This is a genomic window from Halalkalicoccus tibetensis, from assembly GCF_037996645.1.
Classification (GTDB): Archaea; Halobacteriota; Halobacteria; order Halobacteriales; family Halalkalicoccaceae; genus Halalkalicoccus; species Halalkalicoccus tibetensis.
The window spans coordinates 331228-357034 of sequence record NZ_JBBMXV010000002.1 but is presented as its reverse complement, the minus strand read 5'-3'; the positions used below and the strand labels follow the sequence as shown (position 1 = coordinate 357034).

The 25807-nt window shown below is 67.9% G+C and carries 32 protein-coding genes; 13 read left to right on the top strand and 19 right to left on the bottom strand.

All coding sequences use genetic code 11. From position 1 onward, the window contains the following. Positions 1-26: 26 nt before the first annotated feature. Positions 27-1370, bottom strand: a complete 1344-nt coding sequence (locus WOA58_RS07245; RefSeq protein WP_340603517.1) for an alkaline phosphatase family protein — start codon at positions 1368-1370, stop codon at positions 27-29. Positions 1371-1620: 250 nt separating this feature from the next. Beyond that, on the bottom strand, positions 1621-2154 hold the full coding sequence (locus tag WOA58_RS07240; protein ID WP_340603516.1) for an inorganic diphosphatase: 534 nt from the start codon (positions 2152-2154) through the stop codon (positions 1621-1623). A 196-nt stretch (positions 2155-2350) separates the two neighbouring features. Here WOA58_RS07240 and WOA58_RS07235 point away from each other — a divergent pair, with 196 nt between their 5' ends. After that, positions 2351-2710 (top strand): PadR family transcriptional regulator, encoded by a 360-nt coding sequence (locus WOA58_RS07235; protein ID WP_340603514.1) that lies wholly within the window; start codon positions 2351-2353, stop codon positions 2708-2710. Here the strand turns inward: WOA58_RS07235 and WOA58_RS07230 are convergent. Together WOA58_RS07230 and rnhA are read right to left on the bottom strand one after the other, a co-directional pair. Further along, the gene (locus WOA58_RS07230; RefSeq protein WP_340603512.1) at positions 2707-3261 is read right to left on the bottom strand and encodes a DUF7108 family protein; all 555 of its coding nucleotides are present in this window, start codon (positions 3259-3261) and stop codon (positions 2707-2709) included. The two genes, WOA58_RS07235 and WOA58_RS07230, sit on opposite strands and share 4 nt — an antisense overlap. Further along, entirely contained in the window at positions 3254-3847 is a 594-nt protein-coding gene (rnhA, locus tag WOA58_RS07225; RefSeq protein ID WP_340603511.1) for a ribonuclease HI, read from the bottom strand. The genes WOA58_RS07230 and rnhA overlap by 8 nt, the downstream gene beginning before the upstream one ends. 178 nt (positions 3848-4025) lie before the next feature. Here rnhA and WOA58_RS07220 point away from each other — a divergent pair, with 178 nt between their 5' ends. The 4 genes from WOA58_RS07220 (at position 4026) to WOA58_RS07205 (ending at position 6887) form a co-directional block, all read left to right on the top strand. Next, a complete protein-coding gene (locus WOA58_RS07220; protein WP_340603510.1) occupies positions 4026-4997 on the top strand; it encodes a transcription initiation factor IIB in 972 nt (323 codons plus the stop codon). Positions 4998-5102: 105 nt separating this feature from the next. Continuing rightward, complete coding sequence (gene nreA / locus WOA58_RS07215; RefSeq protein WP_340603509.1) at positions 5103-6410, top strand: DNA repair protein NreA; 1308 nt, start codon at positions 5103-5105, stop codon at positions 6408-6410. 48 nt (positions 6411-6458) lie between these two features. Next, positions 6459-6632 carry a hypothetical protein gene (locus WOA58_RS07210; protein ID WP_340603508.1) on the top strand — a complete coding sequence of 58 codons (174 nt, stop codon included), beginning with the start codon at positions 6459-6461 and terminating at the stop codon, positions 6630-6632. Positions 6633-6671: 39 nt separating this feature from the next. Further along, complete coding sequence (locus WOA58_RS07205) at positions 6672-6887, top strand: hypothetical protein (RefSeq protein WP_340603507.1); 216 nt, start codon at positions 6672-6674, stop codon at positions 6885-6887. On the opposite strand, the gene WOA58_RS07200 is transcribed toward WOA58_RS07205, so the two are convergent. Genes WOA58_RS07200 through WOA58_RS07190 form a run of 3 tightly spaced genes read right to left on the bottom strand, consistent with a single transcriptional unit; the run spans position 6888 to position 8411 of the window. Further along, positions 6888-7409: a DUF302 domain-containing protein gene (locus tag WOA58_RS07200; RefSeq protein ID WP_390220634.1), complete on the bottom strand. Its 522-nt coding sequence runs from the start codon at positions 7407-7409 to the stop codon at positions 6888-6890. Between the two features lie 48 nt (positions 7410-7457). Next, the gene (locus WOA58_RS07195; protein ID WP_340603506.1) at positions 7458-8117 is read right to left on the bottom strand and encodes a CPBP family intramembrane glutamic endopeptidase; all 660 of its coding nucleotides are present in this window, start codon (positions 8115-8117) and stop codon (positions 7458-7460) included. Further along, positions 8118-8411: a DUF5789 family protein gene (locus WOA58_RS07190; protein WP_340603505.1), complete on the bottom strand. Its 294-nt coding sequence runs from the start codon at positions 8409-8411 to the stop codon at positions 8118-8120. It abuts the gene before it with no gap. A gap of 80 nt (positions 8412-8491) precedes the next feature. Between WOA58_RS07190 and WOA58_RS07185 the strand changes: the two genes are divergently transcribed. Continuing rightward, positions 8492-9064, top strand: a complete 573-nt coding sequence (locus WOA58_RS07185) for a GNAT family N-acetyltransferase (protein WP_340603504.1) — start codon at positions 8492-8494, stop codon at positions 9062-9064. Here the strand turns inward: WOA58_RS07185 and WOA58_RS07180 are convergent. After that, positions 9061-9312: a hypothetical protein gene (locus WOA58_RS07180; RefSeq protein ID WP_340603503.1), complete on the bottom strand. Its 252-nt coding sequence runs from the start codon at positions 9310-9312 to the stop codon at positions 9061-9063. The two genes, WOA58_RS07185 and WOA58_RS07180, sit on opposite strands and share 4 nt — an antisense overlap. An 89-nt stretch (positions 9313-9401) precedes the next feature. Between WOA58_RS07180 and WOA58_RS07175 the strand changes: the two genes are divergently transcribed. The 5 genes from WOA58_RS07175 to WOA58_RS07155 all read left to right on the top strand — a co-directional run bounded on the left by WOA58_RS07175 (position 9402) and on the right by WOA58_RS07155 (position 13288). Then, on the top strand, positions 9402-11084 hold the full coding sequence (locus WOA58_RS07175) for an acyl-CoA mutase large subunit family protein (RefSeq protein WP_340603502.1): 1683 nt from the start codon (positions 9402-9404) through the stop codon (positions 11082-11084). A gap of 69 nt (positions 11085-11153) precedes the next feature. Beyond that, the gene (locus WOA58_RS07170; RefSeq protein ID WP_340603501.1) at positions 11154-11972 is read left to right on the top strand and encodes an aldo/keto reductase; all 819 of its coding nucleotides are present in this window, start codon (positions 11154-11156) and stop codon (positions 11970-11972) included. Between the two features lie 51 nt (positions 11973-12023). Then, a complete protein-coding gene (locus tag WOA58_RS07165; protein WP_340603500.1) occupies positions 12024-12767 on the top strand; it encodes a hypothetical protein in 744 nt (247 codons plus the stop codon). Positions 12768-12805: 38 nt separating this feature from the next. After that, the gene (locus WOA58_RS07160; protein ID WP_340603499.1) at positions 12806-12955 is read left to right on the top strand and encodes a hypothetical protein; all 150 of its coding nucleotides are present in this window, start codon (positions 12806-12808) and stop codon (positions 12953-12955) included. 144 nt (positions 12956-13099) lie between these two features. Beyond that, positions 13100-13288, top strand: coding sequence for a DUF7333 family protein (locus tag WOA58_RS07155; protein WP_340603498.1), 189 nt, complete (start codon positions 13100-13102; stop codon positions 13286-13288). 1 nt (position 13289) lies between these two features. Here WOA58_RS07155 and WOA58_RS07150 read toward each other — a convergent pair whose 3' ends face one another. From WOA58_RS07150 to WOA58_RS07130, 5 genes are all read right to left on the bottom strand, one after another. Beyond that, complete coding sequence (locus WOA58_RS07150; protein WP_340603497.1) at positions 13290-14240, bottom strand: phosphoadenosine phosphosulfate reductase family protein; 951 nt, start codon at positions 14238-14240, stop codon at positions 13290-13292. A 122-nt stretch (positions 14241-14362) separates the two neighbouring features. Then, complete coding sequence (locus WOA58_RS07145; protein WP_340603496.1) at positions 14363-14593, bottom strand: hypothetical protein; 231 nt, start codon at positions 14591-14593, stop codon at positions 14363-14365. Positions 14594-14779: 186 nt separating this feature from the next. Then, a complete protein-coding gene (locus tag WOA58_RS07140) occupies positions 14780-15751 on the bottom strand; it encodes a phosphoadenosine phosphosulfate reductase family protein (protein WP_340603495.1) in 972 nt (323 codons plus the stop codon). Between the two features lie 84 nt (positions 15752-15835). Next, positions 15836-16405 (bottom strand): DUF7110 family protein, encoded by a 570-nt coding sequence (locus WOA58_RS07135; RefSeq protein ID WP_340603494.1) that lies wholly within the window; start codon positions 16403-16405, stop codon positions 15836-15838. Positions 16406-16541: 136 nt separating this feature from the next. After that, the gene (locus tag WOA58_RS07130; RefSeq protein ID WP_340603493.1) at positions 16542-16886 is read right to left on the bottom strand and encodes a glutaredoxin family protein; all 345 of its coding nucleotides are present in this window, start codon (positions 16884-16886) and stop codon (positions 16542-16544) included. Between the two features lie 155 nt (positions 16887-17041). On the opposite strand from WOA58_RS07130, the gene WOA58_RS07125 reads away from it, so the two are divergent. After that, positions 17042-18460 carry a hypothetical protein gene (locus WOA58_RS07125; protein ID WP_340603492.1) on the top strand — a complete coding sequence of 473 codons (1419 nt, stop codon included), beginning with the start codon at positions 17042-17044 and terminating at the stop codon, positions 18458-18460. Here WOA58_RS07125 and WOA58_RS07120 read toward each other — a convergent pair whose 3' ends face one another. From WOA58_RS07120 to WOA58_RS07110, 3 genes are read right to left on the bottom strand one after another with little or no spacing between them, the layout of a single operon-like run. Continuing rightward, positions 18461-19582, bottom strand: a complete 1122-nt coding sequence (locus tag WOA58_RS07120) for a glucosidase family protein (RefSeq protein WP_340603491.1) — start codon at positions 19580-19582, stop codon at positions 18461-18463. 42 nt (positions 19583-19624) lie between these two features. Beyond that, positions 19625-20260: a transcriptional regulator GfcR gene (gene gfcR / locus WOA58_RS07115; protein ID WP_340603490.1), complete on the bottom strand. Its 636-nt coding sequence runs from the start codon at positions 20258-20260 to the stop codon at positions 19625-19627. Then, positions 20247-21323 (bottom strand): glucose 1-dehydrogenase, encoded by a 1077-nt coding sequence (locus WOA58_RS07110; protein WP_340603489.1) that lies wholly within the window; start codon positions 21321-21323, stop codon positions 20247-20249. Before WOA58_RS07110 ends, gfcR begins: the two co-directional genes overlap by 14 nt. 136 nt (positions 21324-21459) lie before the next feature. On the opposite strand from WOA58_RS07110, the gene WOA58_RS07105 reads away from it, so the two are divergent. After that, positions 21460-22707: an HAD family hydrolase gene (locus WOA58_RS07105; protein ID WP_340603488.1), complete on the top strand. Its 1248-nt coding sequence runs from the start codon at positions 21460-21462 to the stop codon at positions 22705-22707. Between the two features lie 300 nt (positions 22708-23007). Here the strand turns inward: WOA58_RS07105 and WOA58_RS07100 are convergent, their stop codons facing one another. Genes WOA58_RS07100 through WOA58_RS07090 form a run of 3 tightly spaced genes read right to left on the bottom strand, consistent with a single transcriptional unit; the run spans position 23008 to position 25593 of the window. Beyond that, positions 23008-23583 (bottom strand): cysteine hydrolase family protein, encoded by a 576-nt coding sequence (locus WOA58_RS07100; RefSeq protein WP_340603487.1) that lies wholly within the window; start codon positions 23581-23583, stop codon positions 23008-23010. Further along, the gene (locus WOA58_RS07095) at positions 23576-24406 is read right to left on the bottom strand and encodes a YqcI/YcgG family protein (RefSeq protein WP_340603486.1); all 831 of its coding nucleotides are present in this window, start codon (positions 24404-24406) and stop codon (positions 23576-23578) included. Before WOA58_RS07095 ends, WOA58_RS07100 begins: the two co-directional genes overlap by 8 nt. Positions 24407-24450: 44 nt before the next feature. After that, the gene (locus WOA58_RS07090; protein WP_340603485.1) at positions 24451-25593 is read right to left on the bottom strand and encodes an MBL fold metallo-hydrolase; all 1143 of its coding nucleotides are present in this window, start codon (positions 25591-25593) and stop codon (positions 24451-24453) included. Positions 25594-25807: the final 214 nt, after the last annotated feature.

Genomic DNA, 25807 nt, shown 5'->3' with positions numbered 1-25807 from the left:
GGTTGAAGAATACCGTCGGTCCGCGCTCAGACCAGGCTCGCGCCGTCGAACTCGCCGCGGTCGTACTCGACCTCCATCAGGTCGAGGATCGTCGGCGCGATGTCGTAGAGGTTGGCGTCGCTGATCGACGCCTCGCCGTCGATGTGTAGGGTCGCGTTGTCGAAGCTGTGCATCCCGTTTCGCGGCCCCTTCCCGAAGACCTCGCCGTGACCCTTGAAGCCCGACTTGAGGTCGAAGCCATGGGAGGGGATCGCCACCAGGTCCGGCGCGATGTCGTCGTGCTCGCCCCGGAAGGCGTCCTCCTTCTCGACGACGCGCTCGCAGACCTTCCGGCCGTCGGGCCCCTCGAGGGCCTCGAGGTCGGCCTTGAGCTCGTCGCGGACCGCATCGTACTCCTCCTGCGGGACGCTTCCCCGCGGCTCTCGGTCCTCGAGGTTGATGTAAAAGCGCCCGGGGATCAGCGAGTACGCCTTCGCGTCGGTCGCGATGTCGCCCAGTTCGGAGTGGTCGTCGTCCTCGAAGGAGAGCCACCCCTCCTCGGCGAGCCACTGGTTGCAGTGGACCTCGTAGTCGAGGGTCGTGAAGCCGTGGTCGCTCGCGACCACGAGCGTGACGTCGTCTGCGAGGCTCTCCCGGAGATCGCCGATGTAGCCGTCGAGCTTCCGGTAGAACTCCATGAACTCGTCGTAGTACTCGCCCTCCTCCTCGTAGTCCTCGAAGAGGAAGTGGTTGACCCGGTCGGTGGTCATGAAGACGCCGAAGAAGAGGTCCCAGTCGTCCTCGGCGATGTAGTGCGAGAAGGCCTCGTAGCGCGCGTCGAGCGTCGCGTGGGCGTCCTCGATGAACTCCCGTTTGTCCTCGTCGTGGCCGAGCTTCGCGTTGACGTCGATCCGGTAGTCGAGCCCCGAGAGCGTCTCGCCGAGCTCGTCGGGGTAGGCCGCCTTCTCCAGCCCGGGCGAGAGGAAACCCGAGACCATCCGCTGGACCGTGCGCTGGGGCGGGAAGGTCACGGGGACGTTCATCACCGTCGCCTTCCGGCTGGCATCGGTGACCCGGTCCCAGAGCCGGTCGGCCTGGACGTCCCGACCCATCGGGACGTAGGTGTCATAGGAACCGTTCTCGCGGTCCTGAAAGCCGTAGACGCCGGTCTCGCCGGGGTTCTGTCCGGTCGTCAGCGAGGGCCAGCAGGCGCTCGATTCGGGCGGGACGATGCTCTCGATCGCCTCGGCGGTCCCCTCGTCGGCGATCGCCGCGAAGTTCGGGAACTCCTCGGGGTGCTCGGAAAGGAGCGAATACGGGACACCGTCGATACCGACGAACGCGACGCGGGGCTTTTCTTCGCCGCCGCGTATCCGATCGAAGAGACCCATGCCCCCCTCTACTGGCGTCCCCTACAAGAAGCTTCGTTTCACGTCCCGTGCTACCGGTCGCTGCCGGCGCCCTCGTCGCCTCGGGCCTCCGTCTCGCTTTCGGCGTCGAAGTTCGTCGGGACGACTGTCGGGTGGGCGAGACCCACCGCGGCTGTGCGTGCTGCCATACGACATCGTAGGTCCCGGACGTTCAAAAGATTACCCATAATTATAACACATCCGAACGGCGGACGGTGATTACTCGTGGGTATCAGCCGAACTGCTCCTCGTAGAGCTCCTGGGAGTGCTCGATCGCGTCGTAGGCGGCCTCGCGGTCCTCCCAGCCCAGCGTCTCGACCTCCTTGCCCTCCTCGAGGTTCTTGTACGTCGAGAAGAACTCGTCGATCTCGTCGATCGTCTGCTGAGGGATGTCCTCGAGGTCCTCGATGTGGTCGAACCGGGGGTCCTCGGTCGGGACGGCGATCACCTTGTCGTCCTGCTCGCCGTCGTCGTCCATCCCCATCAGCGCGACGGGACGCGCCTCGATCACGCAGCCGGGGAACGTCCGGTCCTCGACGAGCACGAGCACGTCGAAGGGGTCCTCGTCGTCGTAGTAGCTCTGCGGGATGAAGCCGTAGTCCGAGGGGTAGTGGACGTTGCTGTGGAGCACCCGATCGAGCATCACGCCCGGAATGTCCTTGTCGTACTCGTACTTGTTGCGCTCGCCCTTGAGACACTCGACGACCGCGTAGATCTCTTCGGGCGGGTTCGGTCCGGTCTCCAAGTCCTCCCAGAGGTTGCTCATATGCACCTCGACCTGCTCAGGGCGGGAAAAAAGTCCTTTCGACACTCCGGCCGTTCCCCAATCATGTCCGGTATAAAACATTATCCGCTAATCAATATTCAATTTATGATGTTTGTGGGTAACAAGTTATATTTTCAACAGAAATAAATGGAATGGTTGGCAAGTGTTAAATAGCGGGATGACATGTTCTATAGCGATGTCAGAGGCACAATCTGTTCCGGGCACCCAGCAGACGGCACACGATTTGACCGCGTTCCAGCACAACATCCTCGTGATCCTCGCGGAGGAGCCGATGTACGGGCTGGCGATCAAGCGCGAACTGGAGAGCTACTACGACACGGAGGTCAACCACGGCCGGCTCTACCCAAACCTCGACGACCTGGTCGAGCGCGACCTGGTCGCGAAAAGCGAGCTGGACAAGCGCACCAACCAGTACGAGCTCACCGACGACGGCTACGAGACGGTTCTGGGCCAGCTCAACTGGGTCTTCTCGAAGCTCATCACCGACGAGGAGCGCGCCGAGGACGTCGGCGACCTGGTTGCCGCGCACGACTAACGCCGATCCGGATCGGCTTTCGCGGCCGCCTCCACGTGCTGTAGCGACCGCTCGATGCGCCGTTTCTGTTCCTCGCTCGGCCACGCGTTCCGCACGAAGTACTCCGAGAGGAACTCCGCTCGCTCCTCCGGGGTCGCCTGCTCGACCGGCTTCGCGTAGTGGTTGCCCATGAAGTCGGCGAACGCCTCGGCGTTCTCCCCGTGGACCTCGCCGTGGGCCTCCCGGACCCGGCGGGCGACCGCGCGGTTGTGCTTCTCGACCGCGTCCCAGTCATCGGGGCTCTCAGGACCGGCGACCTGCACCTCGATCGCCCGATCGGTGTCGTCGACCCGGTCGGGGCGGATCGTCCCGTCCTCGATCCACCCGTCGGGATGGAGCACCAGCGTCGCCGTCGCGTCCTCCTCGCGGACGCGGGCGGTGAAGCCGTGTTCGGAGAGCAGTTCCTCACGGTGCGCGCGGTAGGCCGCCGCCTCGTCGGGGTCGCTCGCCCGTCGCGCGAGCCTCGTCAGTCGCGTCGCCTCCTCGACCGTCTCCTCGGGTAGCTCAGCCATTCTCGAACGCCTCGTTGACGAGTTCGTCCGCGCGCTCGTTTACCTCCCGCGGAACGTGCGTGATCGACCACTCCTCGAACCCCGACAGCAGCTCGCGGGCCCGGACGCGCCGTTCGCGCATCCCGGGGTCGTTGGCGTCCCACTCGCCGCGGACCTGCTTGACCACGAGCTGTGAGTCCCCGTTGATCTCCACCTCGTCGAACCCGTACTCGCGGGCGGCCTCGAGCCCCCGGATCAGCGCCTCGTACTCCGCGCGGTTGTTCGTCGTCTCGCCGATCCGCTCGCCCCCCTCGGCGACGATCCCGTCGCCCGAGACGAGCACCCAACCGATCGCCGCCGGGCCGGGGTTGCCCCGGCTGCCACCGTCGAAGTAGCAGTGGACCCGCCCGCCGGCCTCCCGGAGCACCGACTCGATGTCGGCGGGACGGGCGCCCTGGACGACGACCGTGTCCTCGTAGGCGACCGCGTTCGCGTCGCCCAGCGTCGCGCGCCAGCGCTCGTGGTCGGTGTTGCCCGCCGAGACGGTCGCCCCGGCGGCCTCCAGCTTCTCGCGGGCCTCGTCGGGATCGTGGGGGAGGGACGGCATTGTCTGACGCTGGCCGGTTCTCGACTATAGCCGTTCTGGTCTCCGTCCGCCGCCCGATATCGGCCCGCTGGCACCTCTTTCCGGGAGAATTCGCCCCTCCACGGATTCCGTCCTTTGAGTCGGGACTCGAACCTGCCCAAGGGTTTAAGTACACCGGTTCCACTACTATTTAAGTGCGATGACACGGTCCACCCGTCAGCGGGAGCGCGAGCACGAGACGGAGCAACCCGAGGGAGCCCAGGAGGACGAAGGGGTCCGCACCTGTCCGGAGTGTGGGTCCGACGACCTCGTCAAGAGCTCCGATCGGGGTGAACTCATCTGCGATGACTGCGGCCTGGTCGTCGAGGAGGGGAACATCGACCCCGGGCCCGAGTGGCGGGCGTTCAACCACTCCGAGCGCCAGAGCAAATCGAGGGTGGGCGCGCCGACCACCCAGACGATGCACGACAAGGGGCTGACCACCACGATCGACTGGAAGGACAAGGACGCCTACGGCCGGTCGATCTCCTCGAAGAAACGCAGCCAGATGCACCGACTGCGAAAGTGGCAGGAGCGCATCCGCACGAAGGACGCCGGCGAGCGAAACCTCCAGTTCGCACTCAGCGAGATCGACCGCATGGCCAGCGCGCTCGGCGTCCCCCGCTCGGTCCGGGAGGTCGCCTCGGTGATCTATCGCCGGGCGCTCTCCGAGGACCTCATCCGCGGGCGCTCGATCGAGGGCGTCGCCACCGCGGCGCTGTACGCGGCGTGTCGCAAGGAGGGCATTCCCCGGAGCTTGGAGGAGATCAGCGAGGTCTCGCGGGTCGAGCGAAAGGAGATCGGCCGGACCTATCGGTATATCTCCCAGGAGCTCGGCCTCGAGATGCGTCCCGTCGATCCCAAGAAGTACGTCCCCCGATTCTGCTCCGAACTCGAACTCAGCGAGGAGGTACAGTCGAAGGCCAACGAGATAATCGAGAAGACCGCCGAGGAGGGCCTGCTGTCGGGCAAGTCCCCCACGGGCTACGCGGCGGCGGCGATCTACGCCGCCTCGCTTCTCTGTAACGAGAAGAAGACCCAGCGCGAGGTCGCCGACGTCGCGCAGGTGACGGAAGTCACCATCCGGAACCGCTATCAGGAACAGATCGAGGCGATGGGCATCCACAGCTGACCCGTCGCTCTCGCCGGCCGTTTCGCGCTCCGTGCCCCGGCGCGGATCGCCCCCGAGCGCCCGCCAGCCGAACGTTCAAGCCGCTTCGCGTCCTATAAACGTCGAATGCGACTCGACGAGTACCTCGAGGGGTTCGAACGCGACGAGGCCGCCGAGCGCCGCCGCCTCGCCCGCGAGAAGTCCTACGGGATCACGCAGTACCTCGACGAGGTCGAGGACCGCTTCTCAGACGCCCTCTCGGGGGACTCGCTGGTCGGCTCGACCGCCCCCTCGATCTTCGTCGGCCACTCGAACTACCCGCAGGTGTCGACCGGCCTGCTCTCGCCGGTCGGCGACGAGGACCACGCCGAGCAGTACGCCACCGACAGCGGCTGGTACCGCCAGGGGCTCTCGATCGACGACGTCGTCCAGCGCCGGACCGGGCTGTTGAACGCCAACCGCTTCACCGACGTCCGTTCGGTCGGGGAGAGCCCGACCACCGCCAAGACCGGCTCCCCGAACGTCCACGACGTCTGGGACGGCTTCGTCGGCACCCAGCGCGAGGTCGCGATCGCCGACCGGCCCGTCGACGTCGAGATCGGCCTCTCGGACTCCCGACTGGACTTCGACTTCCCGGACGGCGACACTGCCGCGCCACGGGGCCCCCGGACGGGCGCCGAGTCCGCGACCCTGACCGAGAACCCCCACGTCCCGCGGGCCGTCGAGAAGACCTTAGAGGACGACGACTGGCGCGCCGAGGGCGCGATGACCTACCTCTACCGACGGGGATTCGACGTCTACGAGATCAACCGCATCCTCTCGGCGGGCGCGCTGGGCGAGGCCGAGACCCGGCGGCTGGTCCCGACCCGCTGGTCGATCACCGCCGTCGACGACACGATCGGGAAGTTCCTCCGGGGCTCGATCCGCTCGAACCCAAGCGTCGACCAGACGCGGGTGTTCTCGAGCGAGTACATGGGCAATCGCTATTGGGCGATCCTGACCCCGGGCAACTGGGAGTTCGAGCTCGTCGAGATGAAGGCGCCCGGCAGCGTCTGGAACCCCGTCGACTCGGACGTGTGGGTCGCGAGCGACCACGAGGGCTACGAGGGCCGAACGAAATACGTCGACGGCGGCACGGCCGGCGCCTATTATGCGACCCGGCTCGCGGCCCTCGAGTATCTGGAGGAGATCGGCCGCCAGGCGAAGGTGCTGGTACTGAGACACGTCTCCGACGAGTACTGGGCTCCCGTGGGCGTGTGGCAGATCCGCGAGAGCGTCCGGGACGCCTTCGAGGGCGAGAGCGGGGTCGCGGAGACCTTCCACGACGCCGTTCGGGGCGTCGAGTCACATCTCCCCGTCTCGTCGAGCGACCTCCGGCGTTCCTCGGAGATGGTCGCGGGCGTCCAGGCGTCGCTCGCGGACTTCTCGGCCTGAGCCCCGGCCCACCAGAAGGGCTATGACGCGGGTCGCCCGATCCGGGGTATGATCGTCCTCGGCGGCGTCGAGCTCGTGGTCGTCATCCTGGTGTTCCTCCTGCTGTTCGCGCCGGCGATCCTCGCGGTGCTTGTCGGCGTCCACCTCTATCGCGAGCGCACCGGCCGGATCGAGGAGCTGGAGACCGAGATCGAGGCGCTGCGCGAGCGCGTCGACGACTGACGGGCCAACGCTTATTCCGCCCCACCCGTAGCCTCTAGTATGCTCGCGTCCGTCGTCGCGTTCTCCACGCTCGAGCTCGGCCTGCTCGCGCTGATCGCCGTCACGCTCCTGCTGCCGGTCGTGCTCGCGGTGCTGATCGAGCGCGTCGTCTACGAAGGCGGGGCGGCCGACCCGGTCAGTTTCGCCGAGTTCGAGGGTCGGTTCGAGGACGGCGACGCGTGGGCCGACCAGCTCCACGAGGACCGCGAGAACTGACTACTGCGGGCTGCCGCCGCTCCCTTCCTGCTTGCCGCCCTGGCGCCCGCGGGGCTTCTCGCCGCCGCCGGCGTCGTCGGTCGTCTCGAGGTCGTCGAAGGCCTCCTCGACCATCCGTCTCGTCCCGTCGACGACCTCCTCCCAGTCGTCGTTGTCGGGGGCGATCCCGTTCAGCCGGGCGATCTTCATGATCGAGACGTGATGGACCTGCTGGACGCCGGGCTCGACCTCCCAGACGACGACGTTACAGGGGAACAGCGCGCCGATCTCGCGGGTGACCTCGAGGGCCTTGTCAGCCATCTCGGGGTTGCACGCGCCGAGCACGTAGTAGGGGTCGCGATCGGCGTCGATCTTCTCGCGCAGCAGCTCCGAGGGCGAGAACTCGACGGGCATGCCGAAGCCGGCCGCCTCGAACGTCTGGCGGACGTGCTCGACCGCCTCGTCGTGGCCCATGTTCAGCGTGACGCTTCGCTCGCCGATGTCCTCCCGGGTGAGCTGCTCCGGGTCGATCGGTAGGCTCATGTCCGGCACATCGTCCGATGGCCCCAAAAAAGGTCCGCCGGCGACAGCCTACAAGGGGAGCGGGAGCCAGGACAACCACTGCAGGACGGTCTCCGGGGGGAGGATCGGGTCATGCAGGACGAGCCAGTCGAGCAACACGAGCCCGCAGCCGTGGGCGACCGTCGAGGGGAGGATCGAGTCGGCGTGGTAGTCGACGGCGCCGAACAGCACGTCGGTCGGCCCCGAGAGCGCGAGCTCGATCGGCGGCTTGCCGAGGTGCAACAGCGTGTAGACGATCGGGCTGATGAGGACGCATTTCGCCCCGAGGTCCCGGACGCCGACACAGAGCAGCCCCCGGAAGTAGGTCTCGGTCGCCAGCGCGAGGACGAACAGCTGGACGGCGTGGGGAACGAAGCTCCCGAGCTCGGGGGCGGTCTCCCACATCGGGTAGAACTCCCGAACGCTGGGAAGGGTCGAGCCAACGAGGTAGAACGGCAGGACGAACGCCGACAGCGCGATCGTGTCGACGATCGCCCGCCGGTCGACCCGCCAGCCGATGTGGCGGCCGTGGGCGAGCCCGAGCCCGAGCGGGACCAGCAGGTAGAGCAGGGTGTCGCGGACGACCCGTTGGCTGATGCCGTCGGTCGGCCAGCTCACCCAGACGAGGAGGACGACCCCCGCGACCAACAGCGAGCGCTGGACCCACGAGAGCCGTCCCAGCAGGCGCATCTACTCGGCGGTCGGGACCGGGCCGGTCCCGGTCACCTCGCGGCAGGCGTCGAGGAACTCCTGGCGGCTCTCGAAGTAGCTGACCCCGGTGCCCTCGAGGATCTCGCCGACCTCCATCGGGCCGTCGGGCGTTCGGACGACCGCGTCGCCCTCCTTGCGTCGGATCTCGCTGCGCTGTACGGGCCAGTGGAGCCGGGAGGCCACCCGGGCCAGCGGGGCCCCCTCGACCGGGGTTCCCTCGCCCAGCTCGACGAGCGGGGCCTCTTCCTCCTCGGCTTCGTCGTCGTCGCTCATGTCCCCGGGTTCGAAGGCGGCGCGATTCAAGCTTTCGGTCGCCGTGAAAGGCTTTTACTCCGGCGGGCGTAAGCCCGGCCATGTACGTCCGACGCGCCAAGAACCGCGAGGAGGCCTGGCTCCGCGACGGGATCGAGCGGATGGGCCTCGACGGCGCGGCGTTTCGCCCCGAGGAGTACGTCGTCGCGCTCGACGAGGAGACGGGCCGGAAGGCGGGCTTCGGTCGGCTCCGGCTCCACGACGAGGCCCCCGAGATCACGAGCCTCGGGGTCGTCGAGTCCTGGCGGGGGCAGGGCGTCGGCGCCCACGTCGTCGAACGGCTCGTCGGCTACGCGGGCGACGAGGGGTTCGAATCGGTCCACGCGCTGGCGCCCGAACCCGACTACCTGCTCCAGTTCGGGTTCGAGCCCGTCGAGCGCTCCGCGCTCCCCGCGGCCCTCGCCGAGCGCCTCGACGCCAAGCGCGAGGACGGCGATGAGGTGATCGCGATGACCCTCCCCGTCGGGGAGTTCTCGATGCCCGAGCGCCTGCGCGAGCGGTTCAAGGAGGCCGCGCCGGCGACCGAGGTCGCGGAGGCCGGCGAGTCGCTTCCCCCCGAGGAGTTCGGGATCGACCCTGACTCGGCGACCTACAAGTACGATACGGGCGGTTAGTAGTCCTCGCGGTCGGTGACGAAGCCGCTCTTGAAGGCGACCCAGGTGAGCACGCTGATGAAGAGGATCGGGGGCAGCATCGCGAAGACCCACAGCGGCTCGAGCCCCCAACCCAGCACCAGCGCGACGTTCATGATCCCCAGCGCGACGAACGGGGACGTGTACTTGGCCGCCCGCCAGCGGTCGCTCCGGTCGTCGGTCGGGATCGGCGAGCCCTCGTTCTCCTCGGGCGCGACCGGCCTGTCCATGGGCTGCGTTGGATCGCGGCGGGGAAAAACGACACGGAGCGAAACGGGCGGAGCGCGGTCTTAAGAGCCTGGGCGCGGTACGGTTTCGCATGTTCGACCAGGAGGATCTCGAATCGATCCGCGAGGGGAAGGAGCGCTGGGAGGAGGAGACTCGGGGCCCGACGATCGACCGCTTCGGCGAGCGAAAGGAACGGTTCACGACCGACACGGCCGGCCACGAGATCCAGCCGCTCTATACGCCCGACGACGTGGCGGACCTCGACTACGAGGAGGACCTCGGCTTCCCCGGCGAGGACCCCTATACCAGGGGCGTGTACTCGACGATGTACCGAGGCCGGCTCTGGACGATGCGCCAGTACGCCGGCATGGGCAGCGCCGTCGAGACCAACGAGCGCTACCACTACCTGATGGACCAGGGGCAGACCGGCCTCTCGATGGCCTTTGACTTACCGACGCAGATGGGCTACGACTCGGACGCCGACATGGCCGCCGGCGAGGTCGGCAAATCCGGCGTGGCGATCGACTCGCTCGACGACATGCGGACCGTTTTCGAGGGCATTCCCCTCGACGAGGTCTCGACGAGCATGACGATCAACGCGCCCGCGAGCGTGCTGCTCGCGATGTACATCGCCGTCGGCGACGAGCAGGGCGTCCCCCGAGAGGAACTCAGAGGAACGATCCAGAACGACCTGCTGAAGGAGTACATCGCCCGCAACACCTACATCTACCCGCCTGAACCCTCGATGCGGATCATCACCGACGTCTTCGAGTTCTGCGCCGAGGAGGTGCCCAACTTCAACACGATCTCCATTTCGGGCTATCACATCCGCGAGGCCGGCGCGAGCGCGGCCCAGGAGCTGGCCTTCACCCTCGGAAACGGCATCGAGTACGTCGAGGCCGCCCTCGATGCCGGCCAGGACGTCGACGAGTTCGCTCCCCAGCTCTCCTTTTTCTTCAACGCGCACAACGACGTCTTCGAGGAGGTCGCGAAGTTCCGCGCCGCACGGCGGATGTGGGCACGGATCATGGAGGAACGGTTCGACGCCGAGACCGAGGCCGCAAAGCAGCTGAAGTTCCACACCCAGACCGCCGGCTCGATGCTCACCGCCCAGCAGATCGAGAACAACGTCGTCCGGGTCGCGTATCAGGCGCTGGCGGCCGTTCTCGGGGGGACCCAGAGCCTCCACACCAACGGCAAGGACGAGGCGCTCGCGCTGCCCACCGAGAAGTCGGTTCGCACCGCGCTGCGAACCCAGCAGATCCTCGCCCACGAGTCGGGCGCCGCCGACACCATCGACCCGCTCGCGGGCAGCTACTACGTCGAGGCGCTCACCGACGAGCTCGAGGAGGAGGCGTTCGAGCTCATCAGGGAGGTCGACGACCGGGGCGGGATGCTCCAGGCCGTCGAGGACCAGTGGGTCCAACGGCAGATCCAGGACGTGGCCTTCGAGCGCCAGGAGGAGATCGAGGACGGTAGTAGAGTGATCGTCGGCGTCAACGAGTACGAGGTGAGCGAGGACCCCGAGATGGACATCGAGGAGGTCACCGAGGAGGACCAGCAGCGCCAGATCAGCCGGCTGGAGTCCGTGAGGGAGGAACGCGACGACGGGGCCGTCGAGGACGCGCTCGCGGCGCTGGGCGAGGCCGCGGCGGGCGAGGAGAACGTCATGCCGTACATCCTCGAGGCGGTGAAGAGCGAGGCGACGACCGGCGAGATCTGTGACGTCCTCCGGGAGGCCTTCGGCGAGTACCACCCCGGAAGCGCGCTCTGAGGCCGGTTTCGAACCCCACTATCTGACCGCATTCCCAAGGCCTATTCGACGCTCGTCCCACTTTCGGGTATGGACTCACCGACCAGTGACGACGTCGCTACCGTGGACGGGATGCCGGTCCTCGGCCTCGGGACGTGGGAGAACGAGGAGGAGTGTGCCGAAAGCGTCCGGACGGCCCTCGAGACGGGCTACCGGCATATCGACACCGCCCAGATCTACGGCAACGAGGAGAGCGTCGGCGAGGGGATCGCGCGCGCGGACGTCGACCGCGAGGAGGTCTTCCTCGCGACCAAGGTCTGGATCGAGAACCTCGCACACGACGACGTCATCGAGAGCACCGAGGAGAGCCTCGAGAAGCTCGGCGTCGACTACGTCGACCTCCTCTACGTCCACTGGCCGGCCGGCGAGTACGACCCCGAGGAAACGTTCGACGCGCTCTCGACGCTCGTCTCCGACGGGCTCGTCGAGAACGTCGGCGTCTCGAACTTCGAGCCCGAACACCTCGACGAGGCCCGGGAGGCGAGCTCGGTGCCGATCTTCGCGAACCAGATCGAGTGCCACCCCCTCCTTCCCCAAGAGTCCCTGCGAGCGTACGCCGACGAGCACGACCTCCCGTTGGTGGCGTACTCGCCGCTGGCCCGCGGCGAGGTCTTCGACGTCCCCGAGCTGGGGGAGATCGCCGAGAAACACGGCGCCAGCGAGGCCCAGGTCAGCCTCGCGTGGCTCCGCGAGAAGGGGATCACGGCGATCCCCAAGGCCACCGGCGAGGAGCACATCCGCGACAACTGGGACTCCCTCTCGCTCGACCTCGACGCCGAGGATATCGAGGTCATCGACGGGATCGATACGGAAGAACGCCAGGTCGACCCGAGCTTCGCCTCCTGGTAGAAGGTTATAATCTGCCGAAACAGTAAAGTAATTTTATGATATTGTGGTGGTATGGCAGTGCGGTCACGCCGTCCCGGGCCGGTCGGGGCGATCGACGTCGACCTGCGGCGGCTCCACGCCGGATGGATGGGGTTGGCCTTCCCGTCCCGGCGGGTGGCCATGGGCCCGGTCCCCGGAAACGGTATACCGAGCGCGACGACCGGGTTGGTCGCGTACGGCGGGTGGGCCGGGTTGGGCGCGCTCGTCGTGGTGCTTCTCTACCCCCTGGTAGCCGTCGGCTTCGCGGTGCGGGCCCCCGTTCGCCGGATCGGTCGGATGGCGACGGACCTCGGGATCGCGGGCGTCGTCGCGCTCTCAGCGCTGCTCTGGGGCGGACTGACGGCGATGGCGTATCTGCAGTTTTCCCGGTGGGGGTTCGTCGCGGCCGCGGCCGTCGTCGGCACGTTCGCGGCCGCGGCCGCCGTCCCGTGTTCGCGCGGCGGGCGGAAGGCGGCCGTTCTGCTCGCGTACCCGTTGGGACTGGCGGCGATCGTCCTCCCGGTTCTGGTAGTCGGATCCCTCCCGATGACCCTTAGTTCGGCGTCCCTCCCGGGTAGCTCGGTACTCGCCGTCGGCCTTCTCGAGGGGTCGCTCGCGTCCATTGGGGCGAGCGACCCCGTTCCGGACGGCACCACCCTCGGCGGGCTCGCCGCCGTCGGCGCCTGGTTCGGTCTCGTCGTCCCCCTCGGCTGGATGCTCGGCTGTACCCTCGCCTTGGCGGATCTGGTCCGCCCCTCCCGCCGCGGGAGAATCTAAACGATTATTACCTCCGACCGACGAGGGATGAATCACCCATGCCCCTCATCGATACTGTGCGGGCGTACCTCTCGGAGCCCGAACCGACCGTCTCGGAGTGTCGACACTGCGGGACGACAGTCGACCCCGGCGTCACGCGGTGTCCCGAGTGCGACGGGGAGGCGATCGCCCGGTACCACGTCGCGTGACGGTCGAACGACCGCCGAGCGGCCGGCACCGATCCCGAACGTCGGCCGAACGATCCTCACCTGTATCGGTTCCGTAGGGACAAGTATCCCCTCCATCGGGCCCCGCCGCGGAACCCTTATTCTCGCCCCGACGAAGGGGTAGGTATGGAGTTCGATCTCCCGAAAACGGCGGCGGTGTTCGTCGCGTTGATCGCCCTCGGCGTCGTCGGGACGTCCCCGATGATGACGATGGGGACCGTCCTGATGATGGTGCTCCCGTCGATGGTGGTCTTCGGCCTCCTCATGCTCGCGATCGGCGTCAAACACGGCGAGTACCGCGCGACACACCGCTAGCTCACATATAACCGAGGTCGCGAAGCCGCCCCATTAGGTCCTCCTTGTCCTGGGAACGGCCCGCGCGCTCGGTCGTGCCCTCGAGGTCCTGGAGCCACGCGGGGCGGTCGTCGCTTCTCGTCGAGCCGTTCTCGCTGCCCAGCGAGCGAAAGCCCTCGAAGTACTTCGGGCCCACCGGCAGGTCCGCCGGCTCGATCCCGGCGGGCAGGTCGTCGTAGTCCTGCGGGACGCGACCCGCCGGATAGCCCTCGACGGCGTCGGGGACGACGTGGTTCCACATCGCGTCCCAGACCGCCCGTTCCTCGAACTGGAGGATCGAGTGGATCCGGTCGTGGGGCGGGTACTTCTCGGGATCGTGGCGCGGACTGAAGAAGGTCTCGTCGGCGCGGGCGGCCTGCTCGTCCCAGCGCACGCCCGAGAACACCCCGTCGAACCCCTCCTCGCGGATGACGCCGTTGAGCGCCACCGTCTTCAACAGGTGGTTGCCCTCGTAGCTGTCGGCGCTGAATCGGAACGTATCGCCCTCGAACTCCAGCCGGTCGCGCAGCTCGCGGCGGTTCTCCTCGCCGAGGGCGTCGATCGGGATCTCGCCGCCGGGCTCGGCGAGGCGGGCGAACTCCTCGTTTCTGGCGTAGCGCAGGTCGAGCTCCCACTCCTCGGCCCATTTCTCGACGAACGCGATCACGTCCGGGAAATGCTCGAAGTGGTCGATGAACACGACGGGCGGCATCCCGAGGTCGAACTCGCGGGCGACCTCCCGGACGAAGTAGAGCACGAGCGTCGAGTCCTTCCCCCCGGTCCAGGTCACCGCCGGGTTTCGGTACTCGTTGAGGGCGTCGTGTGTCACCTCGATCGCCTTCTCGGTCTTGGCGTCGAGCGTCGGGTAGTCCGCCGGGCTCTCGCCCTCGCCGTCGGCGTAATCGACGTCGAGGTACGTCGGGAACTCGCTCATCACCCGGCACCGACGTACCGGACCGCCATCTATGTTGGTGCCGTCGTGCCGTTCAATCGAAAAGATCCGCTCGGCCCGCGACCCGAGGTCGGCCTCGGGACGCGGTGGTCGTCGTTCGTTTCTCAGGCCCGGTCGACCGTCGTCGAGACCAGCAGGACCGCGAGGTAGAGCAGGCCGATGACGCCGAAGACCGCGGCCAGGGTGGCCGGGTCGCCGCCGTCGAGCAGGAGCGACGGGGCGACCGTCTCGACGGCGTAGATCGCCGCGCCGATCGCGAGGAGGCCGGCCGCGATCGTCACTTCGGGGTCCTTGAAACGGTTCGCTACGGTCCGCGAACGGGTGGATTCGTTCATACTACCGGGTAGGGTCCGGCCCCGTAAATATATTCTCTGAAAGCCGGTCTCACGGGTGTAGGACGTCACTAAGCCACGCTTCACCGTGACACGGGTCCCGAACGGACGGGACCACGACGGGGAGTGAATACGCCGTTCGGTCAGTCGGAAAAAGCGACGGATCGCGAAGGGAAAACTATCGACGGCTCACATGTAGCCCAGATCGCGAAGGCGCTCCATCAGGTCCTCCTTGTCCTGGGCGCGGCCCTCGCGCTCGACGGTGTTCTCGACGTCCTGGAGCCAGGCCGGGTCGTCGGTGGACTTCTGGGTGCTGATCTCGCTGCCGAGCGACCGGAAGCCCTCGAAATATTTCGGCGAGATCGGGATGTCCTCCTGGGAGATGCCCTCGGGGAGATCGTCGTAGCCCTCGGGGATGTAGCCCTCCTCGGGGTAGCCCTCGACGGTCTCGGGGACGACGACGTACCAGAACGCGTCCCAGACGGCGCGCTCGTCGAAGTGCAGGATGGGCTGGATGCGGTCGTGGGGCGGGTAGATCTCGGGGTCGTGGCGCGGGCTGAAGAAGGTCTCGTCGGCGCGGGCCTCCTGTTCGTCCCAGCGCACACCGGAGATGACGCCGTCGATGTCGTGCTTCTCGAGGGCGTTGTTCAGCGCCACCGTCTTCAGCAGGTGGTTGCCGACGTAGGTGTCGAGCAGGAACGGGAAGGTGTCCTCCTCGTACTCGAGCAGGTCGCGGACGTGGTGGCGGTTCTGCTCGTCGAGCTCCTCGATCTCGATGTCGTCGCCGGGCTCGAGACCGTGCTCGTCGACGTACGCGCCGACGTCGTCGTTGCGCGCGTAGATGACCTCGAGGTCCCACTCGTCGGCCCACTTCTCGACGAAGTCGTGGATCTCGTCGAAGTGCTGGTAGTGGTCGATGAAGACCGCCGGGGGTACCTCGAGATCGAACTCCTCGGCGACCTCCTTGATGAAGTACAGCGTGAGCGTCGAGTCCTTCCCGCCGGTCCACATCACCGCGGGGGTCTCGTACTGCTCGAGCCCCCGTCGGGTGACCTCGATCGCCTTCTCGATCTTCGTATCGAGCGTCGGGTACTCCTCGGGGTCCTGTCCCTCGCCGTCCTCGTAGTCGACGTCCAAGTAGTCGGGAAAGCCGTCTGGCATACGCTAATGAGATTTAATTACCACGCACTAAGCGCTTACGGCCTGTTACGAGGTGTGGTGACAGCTCCCCCGATCGAACGCGGATCAGGTGATGAACTTGTTGTCGCGCCAGTTGACGCCGTTCTTGGGGCTGCTCTCGGGGCCGGGGCCCTCGACGACCTCGACGGTCGCGGGGCGTTTCTCGCCGTCGACGATCTTCGTGGCCTCGAGTTCGCCGTCGCGCTCGGCGATGGCGGTCAGCGTGCCCTTCTCGGCCTCCTGAGCGAGGTCACAGAGCACCTCGAACATGGGGAACTGGAGCGCGGTGTTCTGGAGAACGGTCTCGCGGTCGCCCTTGAAGGCGGCGAACTCGACGAGCTCGGAGGGGATCTCCTCCTCCTCCTCGCCCCAGGCGGGCGGCGCGCCGGGGCCGTTCTCGGGCTCCTCCTCGTACACGCGGGTCTCGGCGACGCTCGCCTTCAGCTGGGCGGTCGGCGTGTACTTGCTCACCGTCCCCTCGCGGGCAGCGGATTTGATGATGAGCGTGTTGTTGCGCCTCGTGATCTCGATGTCCTCGATCTGCTCCGGAAGCTCCGGGTCCGACTCGAAGTAGTCGGTGACGTCCTCGAGGGGCAGTTCCAGCGTCGAATGAAGTTGATATACGCGCCCTGACATTGTTGATGGATGGGTCTCGTGGGGTGGTTTGCGGCTCGCGATCGCGCCCGTGCAGGCTATAGTAGGTGCTCCAGACATATATGGGCTTTCCCTGTAAAAAGCTACTGCCTGCGATCGATCGTGACGGCCGGAGGACCTACTCCGTCGCCAGCGCCGGCTCGAGCTCGCCGCGCTCGTCCATCTCCGCGAGGACGTCGCTGCCGCCGATGAACTCGCCGTCGACGTAGGTCTGGGGCGTCGTCTCCCAGCCGCTGTGCTCCGAGAGCGCGACGCGGTACTCGTCGAGCGACTCGAGGGTGTCGACGCACTCGACGTCGTCGCGGTACTGGGTAATCAGGTCGACCGCGCGCTGTGAGAACCCACACTGGGGCATCAGCCGGTTGCCCTTCATGAACAGCACCACCTCGTTCTCCTCGATCGCGCTGTCGACGCGCTCGGTGACCTCCTCCTGGGAGAGCCCGCTGTTCGGTTGAAACGTCATACCCTGCCGTAGTCGTTCGAGGGGGAAAGCCGTTGTGTTGCGCTCGGGCCGCCCCGCGGTGGGTTTTTGGCGGTGGCCCCGCCACCTCCTGCCATGGACGCCAGTCCCCCTCGCGCGGCGTCGGACGAGCAGCGGAGCCGGAGGCCGATCCCGCCATGAGCGCCCTCCGATGGCTCGAGGAACACCGGTCGCTGCCGGGGCCGCTCGCGGGCATCGACTCCGGGACGACGTTGCTTCGCGCGCTGTCGCGGTATCACTACGGCGAGGACATCCCCGCCCTCGGGCTCGCGCCCCAGCGGGCGGCCTCGATCCTGCCCTACGGCAACTACCTCCCCGAGGGCGCCCGGCAGGTCCTCTATCGACGTGGGACCGCCGCGGAGGCGATCGACCCCGACGCCCTCGGCGACGTCGACGTCGGCGCCCTCCGGCGATGGGCGGCCGACCGCTACCCCGAACGGGGCTATCCCGCGGTGATGGTCGGATCGGCCAACGGCGCAGCCGTGCACCTGGCCGCCCTGCTCGGGATCCCATGGCTCCCCCAGACGTTCCTGCTGCCCGTCCGGCGGGACGTCGACCCCAACGAGCCGAAGGAGGACCTCGAGTGGGGGCGCGAACACGCCCGGGCGCTGCTCGAGGCCAACCCCGACGTCGAGCTCCACCAGGCGTTCGATCCCAACCAGGACCAGCTCACCCTCGCGCGAGCGGCCTACTTCCGCGTGAAGTCCCGTCGGCTCGGCCCCGCGTACGAGGAGTTCCTGGACGCCGTCCTCGAGCCCGGCGGGACCGTGATCCTCGTCGACTGCGAGCTCGAGTGGCCGACCACCCGGGTCGACGACCGCCACGTCTTCCAGTTCGGCGCGCCCGGCGGGCTCCCGCCCGAGGAGTACCGCGAGGGCAGCGAGCGCGTCCGGGCGTTCCTCGAACGCCACGGCGACGGCCGCCGGATGTGGGACGCGCCCGCGGCCGACGAACAGAGCACCGAGGCCGAGTGGGGCTTCGAACCGGCGCTCGGCACGGACGTCGAGCGCGTGGCCGACGAGCGGGGCTACGACGTCCGCCGGCTCTCCTTCAAGGGCTCCAACGAGCTGAGCGGGCTCGTCGCGGACTTCTACCGCGATCAGTACCGACGCCGCGGGATCGGCGGCGACCGGCTGCTCGTCGGGTCGTTCGCGCTCCTCCAGCCGTGGTGGGCGCTCAGGACCGGCTCGGTCCCCTACTGGATGACGTTCAACGCGGGCCCCGACGCCGACTCGCTGGAGGGCTACCTCGACGCGGCCGATCCCTACGAGGCCATCGACCTGACGCCGGTCTCGAACGGGGTCCGTGCCGCCGGCCAGGCGCCGGTCGAGCGGTGGCGCTCGCTCCTGGCCCGCGCCGAGCGACAGGGACAGTTCCTCGGCGTCGACCCCTCGAAATACCCCGCCGACTTCGGGACGTACTACCGGTATCACGCGGCGCTGCCGGAGGCGATCCCCGACCGCCATCCGATGCCCGCGCCGGTCGATCTCGGGGCGTTCGAGGCGTTCGTCGAGGACCCGCCCCGGGAGTACCCCGTCGAGTGGACCGAGGGCTAATCAGCTGGGGGCCCCGTCCGCGGCGATCGAGTCGGGCGGGCGGCCGGTCCGGACCCGGTACTCGGTCCACAGCGCCGCGGCGACGGTGAAGTCCTCCGCGCTGGCGTAGCCGCGCCTCTCGTAGGCCGTCCCGTCCGGGGCCAGCGCCTCGAGGAAGGTCCCGTACGGACGCAGACGGCGCTCGACGCGCTCGACCTCCCGTTCGGCGCGCCCGTCGAACCCGTAGCGGACCAGCCCGTTCGCGTACATGAAGCTGTTCCACGGCCAGACCCCGTCGTGGTAGTCGCGGTGCAACAGGAAGTAGGGGTGGACCTCGCCGTAGGAGAAGGGCCGCTCGCGCATCCGTAGGCCGTGTTCCGTCCGGAGGTCGTCGAGCGCCCCGACGATCCGCTCGGCCCGCCGGTCCCCGACGAGGCCGAAGTACAGCGGGACGACGTTCGCGTCGCAGGCGAGGACCGACGAGCCGCGGGCCTCGTCGAAGAACCGCCCGTTCCACAGCCCCGACAACCCCTCCCGGATCGCCGACCCCCACCCCGCGTAGGCCGTCTCGACCCCGCGCTCCGCCAGGCGCTCGAGCGCCGTCAGGAGCATCGCGGTGTTGTACGCCTCCCGTGGGTCGGCCGCCGAGTCCCACCAGGCGCTGCCGGCGCCGTCGACGATCCCCGAACCGGGGTCGAAGAACTTCCGACGATGGAACTCTGCGAGGGCGGCGACCGCGTCGCCGTGGGGGTCGATCCCGCCGGTCTCGTCGAGGAGGACGACCAGCGCCGGGAACGTATCGACGCCCTCGGCGGGCGTCGCGGCCTCGAACCCGTCGTGGAAGTCGGTGTAGAACGTCCCCGACTCGGCGACGCGCTCCACGAGCCCCTCGGTCGTCACCCGGAGCTCGTCGCCGAGCCCGCTCGCGACCAGCCCCGGGGCGGCGAAACAGAGGTCGCGGGGCCACACCCCCTGGAAGTGGCCCCCGGCCCTGAAGCCGTTCGCCGCCCGCTCGGCCAGGATCGACGCCGCGGCCTCCGCGAGCGTGCCCCGATCGGCGTACCCGTAAAGCCGCTTCTCGGCGTAGTGGCGCAGCCGCCTCGCGACCTCGATCGGGTAGTACCGCAGCCCCCGTCGCGTCACGGGCGGTCTAGCCTCCCGGGCGTGAAGCCTCCGTCGGTGTGGCTACTCCTCGCCCCCGACGGGGAGGACCTGCACCAGCGAGTAGACGGGGACGCCGTCGATCTCCTCGACGCCCTGCTTGTCGACCAGCACGACGCAGGCGACGGGCTCGCCGCCCTGCTCGCGGATCGCCTCGATCGTCTCGCGCATCGTGGTGCCGCTCGTGATCGTGTCGTCGATCACGTAGCACTCGCGGTCGCGGATCGCCGCGAAGTTCCGCGAGAAGCTCCCGCCGAGCTCGTCCATGTCGCCCTCCTCCCACTGGTGTTTGCGCGGGGCGTACGTACAGAGGTCGGTGTCGAGCTCCCGGCCGACCATCGTCGCCAGCGGCGCGCCCGCCTTCTCGATCCCCACCGTCAGGTCGATCTCCTCGCCCTGCTTTCCCAAGAGATCGGCCATCGCCTGCGAGACGTACGAGAGGCGCGCGCTGTCGCGCCCGATCGCGCTCCAGTCGACGTGGAAGTCCGTCGGCTCGCTGCGCATCTCGGGTTCGGCGGGCGGCTCGGCCCCGCCGCTTCGCTCGACCAGCCAGCTCGCCGTCTCCCGGGAGACGTTCAGCTCGTCCGCGATCTCGCCCTTCGAGAGCCCCCGCTCGGCCAGCTCGGCCGCGCTCTCGATCAGGTCGTCAACGTTCTTCATACGCGGCAAATTCGACCGCCGTTTTTATAGTCGTATCGTCATCCGCGAACGCCGCCTCCCAGTCGTCGAGCCCGTGGACGCCGGTCACCAGCGAGTCGAGGAACTCCTCCGGAAGGCTCCCGAGGGTATCGCTCGCGCCCTCGAAGTGGCCGACGTGGGAGTTGACGCTTCCCACCAGCGCCTTGTTGTGCAACACCAGCTCCTCGTGAAGCGTTCCGCCATCGATCTCGAACTCCCAGGGGCCGGGCACGCCCAGCAGCGCCCCGACGCCGTTTGGCGCGAGCGCGTCGATCGTCTGGAAGGCGTGTTTCGCGTAGCCCGTCGCCTCGTAGACCAGGTCCATCCCCTCGTGTTCCCTCGAGAGCTCGTCGACGGGCGTCTCCCGCGAGTCGACGTAGGTCGCGCCCAGCCCCTCGATGATCTCGATGGTCGGATCCGGCCGATCGCGCCGGCCCACGCAGTAGGTCCGCTCGAAGGGGTGGGTGTGGACGAAGGTTGCGAGCGTCAGCAGCCCCAGACTCCCGTTGCCGAGCACGGCGGCGCTCTCGGGGTTCCACTCGAAGGCCGACCGCGAGGCGTAGGCGTGGTCGAGCGCCTTCTCGGTGATGCTGATGGGCTCGATCAGGAAGCCAAGCGGCGCCTGCTCGTCGGGGATCCGCACGAGGTACTCCGCGGGGCTCGTGAAGTACTCGGCCATGAACCCGTGGGCGCCGACGATGCCGCGCTCGTGGTACTCGCCCTCGGGGGCCATGTCGGGCTCGCCGCGCTCGAAGTACTCGTTCTCGCCGTTGGGCGGCCGCCGAACGGTCGGCACCACGACGTCGCCCGCCTCGTACTCCGTTCCATTGGGATCCTCGACGACCCCGACGGCTTCGTGGCCCAGCACCAGGTACTCCTCGTCCGCGGGGAACTCCCCGTGACCCCCCTCGAGCACCTCCCGGTCCGTTCCGTCGACCCCCACCCGCAGCGTCCTGACGAGCGCCTCGCCCTCACCGGGCACGGGCTCCGGTATATCGATCACGCTGGGCTCGTGCTCGCCCTTCCGAACCGCCAGTGCGTCCATGCTCCCGACGAGGGTCCGACGGGCAAAAACAGTTACTCCACTACGAGTAAATATTCGAGCGGCGGCGATACACCCGGCGAAGCGCGCGGGAAGGGCGATACCCATTCTTTTGGCGTTCGGGCGAGCAGCGGCGGGTATGGAACGATACGACCTGCTCTATCGCCTCTACGAGGATCACGAGGCGGACTCGCTGAAGGCCTACCAGGACCTCGTCGACCTGTTCCCGCCCGTCGACTCGCGGGTCGCCCTCGAACACTGGGAGCGCGCGAGCGACGAGCTCGACCGGCGAAAATCCGAGATCCGCGCGGGCTTCCCGGACGGGGCCTACGCCGAGGTCGCGGCCCACGCCACCCGCGAGCAGGCCTTCACCGCGCTCGACCTGCACTCGAAGCACGGCCGCGGGGTGAACGTCTTCGTGCTCGACGTCGACGAAACCCTCAGATCGGCGGGGGACACCGACAACGAGATTCCCAGGGAGACGCTCTCCCTACTGACCGAGTTCCACGAGGACGGCGTTCCGATCGTGATCTGTACGGGCCAGACGCTGGAGAACGTCAAGGGCTTCATGATCCAGGGGCTGGGCAGCGAGATCGTCCACTCGGGGGAGCTCTCGATCGTCTACGAGGCCGGAACGGGCGTGTTCACGCCGGGCCACGGCGCCGACACCAAACACCTGCTCTACGAGGATCTCGACGAGGGCATCGTCTCGGTGTTCGACGACGTCCGCTCGCGGGTGCTCCGGGAGGCCCCCGAGGAGCTCAGGCGGGGCTGTCACCTCCAGGGCAACGAGTTCAACGTCACGATGAAGCCCAACTTCGAGATCGGCTCCGAGGAGGCGATCGAGATCATCGACGACGCGCTGGTCTACGAGCTCGGCCTGCTGGGCGAGGCCGTCGCCGAGGTCGCCGATGCCGACGTCGATCCAGACGCGGCCGGCGGGTTCGCCCGCGCGTTCTACGCCGACAGCGACCCCGAGATCCGTGACGTGCTCGAGGAGCGGGGCTCGCCGCCCGAGGTCGACCCCGAGGAGGTGCCCGAGGCCCTCGCCGACTACTTCGACCGGATCGACGTCGCCTACTACGAGGGCGACGCCGCCGAGATCGGCTCGCTCGAGCTCAACAAGGTGGTCGGCGTCGAGGCAGCCCTCGACGTGCTGGCGGTCGAGGACCCCTTCGCGCTCGTGATGGGTGACTCGAAGAGCGACCTGCGGGTGATGGAGTGGGTCGCCGAGGAGGGAAGCGGGATCGGCGCCGCGCCCGAGCACGCCTCCGAGGACGTCCTCGAACACGTTCGGGGGGCCGACGAGCTGGTCTTCGGACCCGGACGCTCGGCGGACATGCTCCGAACGGTCTACGCGCTCAACCGGCTGGTCAGTCTCGACTGAACGGGTCGGTCGTCGCAGAAACACGCCGCGGGCTTCGCTTCGGGAGGAGTGCCGGGGACGTCGCCCCGGCGGTCACGGATTCGGATGATCACACATGACGTTTGAGGCTCGGACAACGATCCAACGCCGCCGTTCGTGATATCTCGTGTCACACCATACCTCACCGTTTCCCGCTCGGGTAATAAATTTACCGTATGAACAGTACTGACGTGACTTTATCGCCTATTATACTACAATAGTCTCGAACGATGGTAGAATCAAACTCCTATGGGGGAAATACGCTTCGATCGTCGATCAGAGTCAACCCTCGGATCGAGATCGGTCGAGCCCGTCGACGACCTCCTCGGTCGGCGCGACGGTCGCGAACTCGCCGTCGAGGTGGGCGAGCGCGGTCCGATGCATCTCGTCGGCGGGGAAGCGCTCGCCGTCGGGGCCCTCGCGTTCGAACGTCGCCGTGGCGTCGGAGACGACCGTGGCGTCGAAGCCGAGGTTCTCGGCCATCCTCGTGGTGGTCGAGACGCAGTGGTCGGTCGTGAGACCGACGACGACGACCGAGTCGTGACCGCGCTCGCGGAGCCAGCTTTCCAACTCCGTCCCGATGAACCCCGAGTTGACCCGTTTCGTGAACACCGGTTCGCCATCCCGTGGCTCGGTCTCGGGCTTCCAGGCGAACCCCGGCCCGTCGCCCCGGAGCGGGGAGTCCGGCTCGGTGGAGTCGTGGCGGACGTGGACGCGCGGGTAGTCGCGTTCGCGCCAGGCCTCGAGGAGGCGGGCGGCGTTCGACTCGGCGTCGGGCGTGCTGCGCTCGCCGTATTTCGGGTCGTCGAACCCCGTCTGGAGGTCGACGAGGAGGAGAACGGGTCCGTCCTCAGTCATCCCCGGCCCTCGGCTCCGAGACGGATGTCGGTCGCGCCGGGGCGGCCTTCGGGTGCTCCCGCGAGACGTTGATCGGGCAGGTGTCGGGCGCCTGTTCGGGGTCCTCCGAGAACAGGTACTGCTTCCACTCGCGGTCGCCCTCGACGCCCCAGTCGCCCAGGTCGGCGTGGGGACAGACGCCGTCGTACTCGGTGAGTCGGCCCTGGATCACCTCGCGGGCGTGTTTTCCGGCCGCGGTGTCGCCGGTGACGTTCAGGTTCTCGAACAGCGCGCGGGGCTGGAAGGTGATCTCAAGGCCGATCGGGCAGTAGCGGCTCTTCCGATCGCCGTAGAACGGCGCCCGGCAGGTCGGGAACATCGGCTCGCCGGCGAAACAGAACTCCCAGTGAGGGTCGTCGGGATCGGTCGGGATGTCCTCGGGCCAGGGCTCGGGGTCGTGGACGTGGAGGAACTGGAGGACGTGCCAGAGCGCCTCGTGGTACTCGCGTTCCGATAGCTCGCGTTCGGGCGGCCGGAAGAAGGCGACCAGCGACGCCTGGTCGTTGTGGTCCTCGTAGACGTCGAGGTACTCCGCGAGCGTTCCGCCGAGCTCCAGCAGGGCGTCCTTGTCGGTCATCGAGGGGACCGCCGTGTAGAGCGGGTCGCCATCGCGGACCGACTCGGCGCCGAAGAAACAGGGGAACGGACTGCCGTTTCGCTCGCCAAGCAGCCCGTCGCGAAAGGTCCGCCAGTGATCCCCGACCCAGTCGGGGGCCGCCCCGCTTTCGACGCGCGCTACCATGGTTTCCTGGTCCCGGAGGTGGCCGACCACGGGCTCGGTCATGGCTACTGGCTAGGGCCGAGCGGCCTTTTAGCCGTTGTTTCCCGCTACGCGCTGCAGTTGTTCGGCCCGAGCTCGAGCTCGGTGGCCTCGTCCTCGTCGATCGCCTCCACGCCCCGGTTGACGTCGATCACCCGCTCGTAGTTGGGCGGCTTCTCGGGGAGGCTCTCGAGGCTCCGCTCGACGAACGCCTCTTCGTCGAGCGCCAGGACGTCGAGCCCCGTTCGAAGTCCGCCGACGGTCGCGCGGACCGGCTCGCCCGGAACGCCGCCCTCGAACTCGCCCTCGTCGGTGACGGTGACGTGACCCGGCAGCAGGGTGACCGAATCGGGTTCGGCGAGCAGGGTTCGGTGGATCGACTCGTGTTGCATGCGCGCGCCCCGTTCGCCGGCGTCCTCGCTGAACTCGAGTTCGGTTCTCCCCGTCCCGTCGACGAACAGCGTATCGGAGCTCAGCAGTGCCGTACTCCCGACGAGGTAGTTCACCATCTCACCGGTGTGGCCGGGCGTCCGGAGCGCCTTGATCTCGAGACTGCCGACCTCCAGCACCTCGTTTCGCTCCAGGGGTTCGTACTCGTACTCCAACCCGCGCTCGCGGGCGCGCTCGCCGAGGTAGTAGGGAACGCCCAGCTCGGAAGCGAGTTCGCGCCCGCCCGAGACGTGGTCGGCGTGGACGTGCGTGTCGAGGACGGCCGTGATCTGGTAGTCGCGCTCGCGGGCGGCGTCGACGAACTCGCCGGTGTGACGGGTCGCGTCGACGGCCGCCGCCTCGCCCGACTCGGGATCGCAGATCACGTAGCCCAGACAGCCCTTCGCCCGGCGCTGTATCTGGAGGACTTCCATCGAATCGAAGGCGATCGGGACGACGTCGTAGACCGCGCTCCAGGCCTCCATGCCGCCCTCGACCACCGCCACGTCGTCGTAGCCCGCCCTGTCGAGTTCGTCGGCGAAGTTCCCGGAGGAGATCCCCTTCGCACAGACGGTGACGAGCGGGCGGTCGCCGTCGATCGACCGATCGAGCTCCGCGGCCCGCTCGTCGTCGAGCGTCGCCTCCTTGCCGAAGGGGAAGTTGACCGCCCCCGGCATGTGCCAGGCCTCGAAGCTCTCCTCGGGGCGGGTGTCGACGAGCGTGAACGGCTCGTCGGTCCGCTGCATGCGCTCGAAGCGCTCGGCGCTGATCTCGCGTGCCATGAGTTCCGCTAGGCCGATCGTCCCCATAACCCTTCGTGCGCCGGTCGACCGGGCGAACACCCACCGAAACGATACTAGCCGATCGAGCTGAGCCCGTCTCGGGGCTACGGGTCGTCCGGCGGGCGCTGACGGACTGGTCCCGATCCTGATACAGTTATATGTCTCCGGTTAGCAATGCCGGTATCGTCGCCCTTCGTGACGACCGTGACCGGGG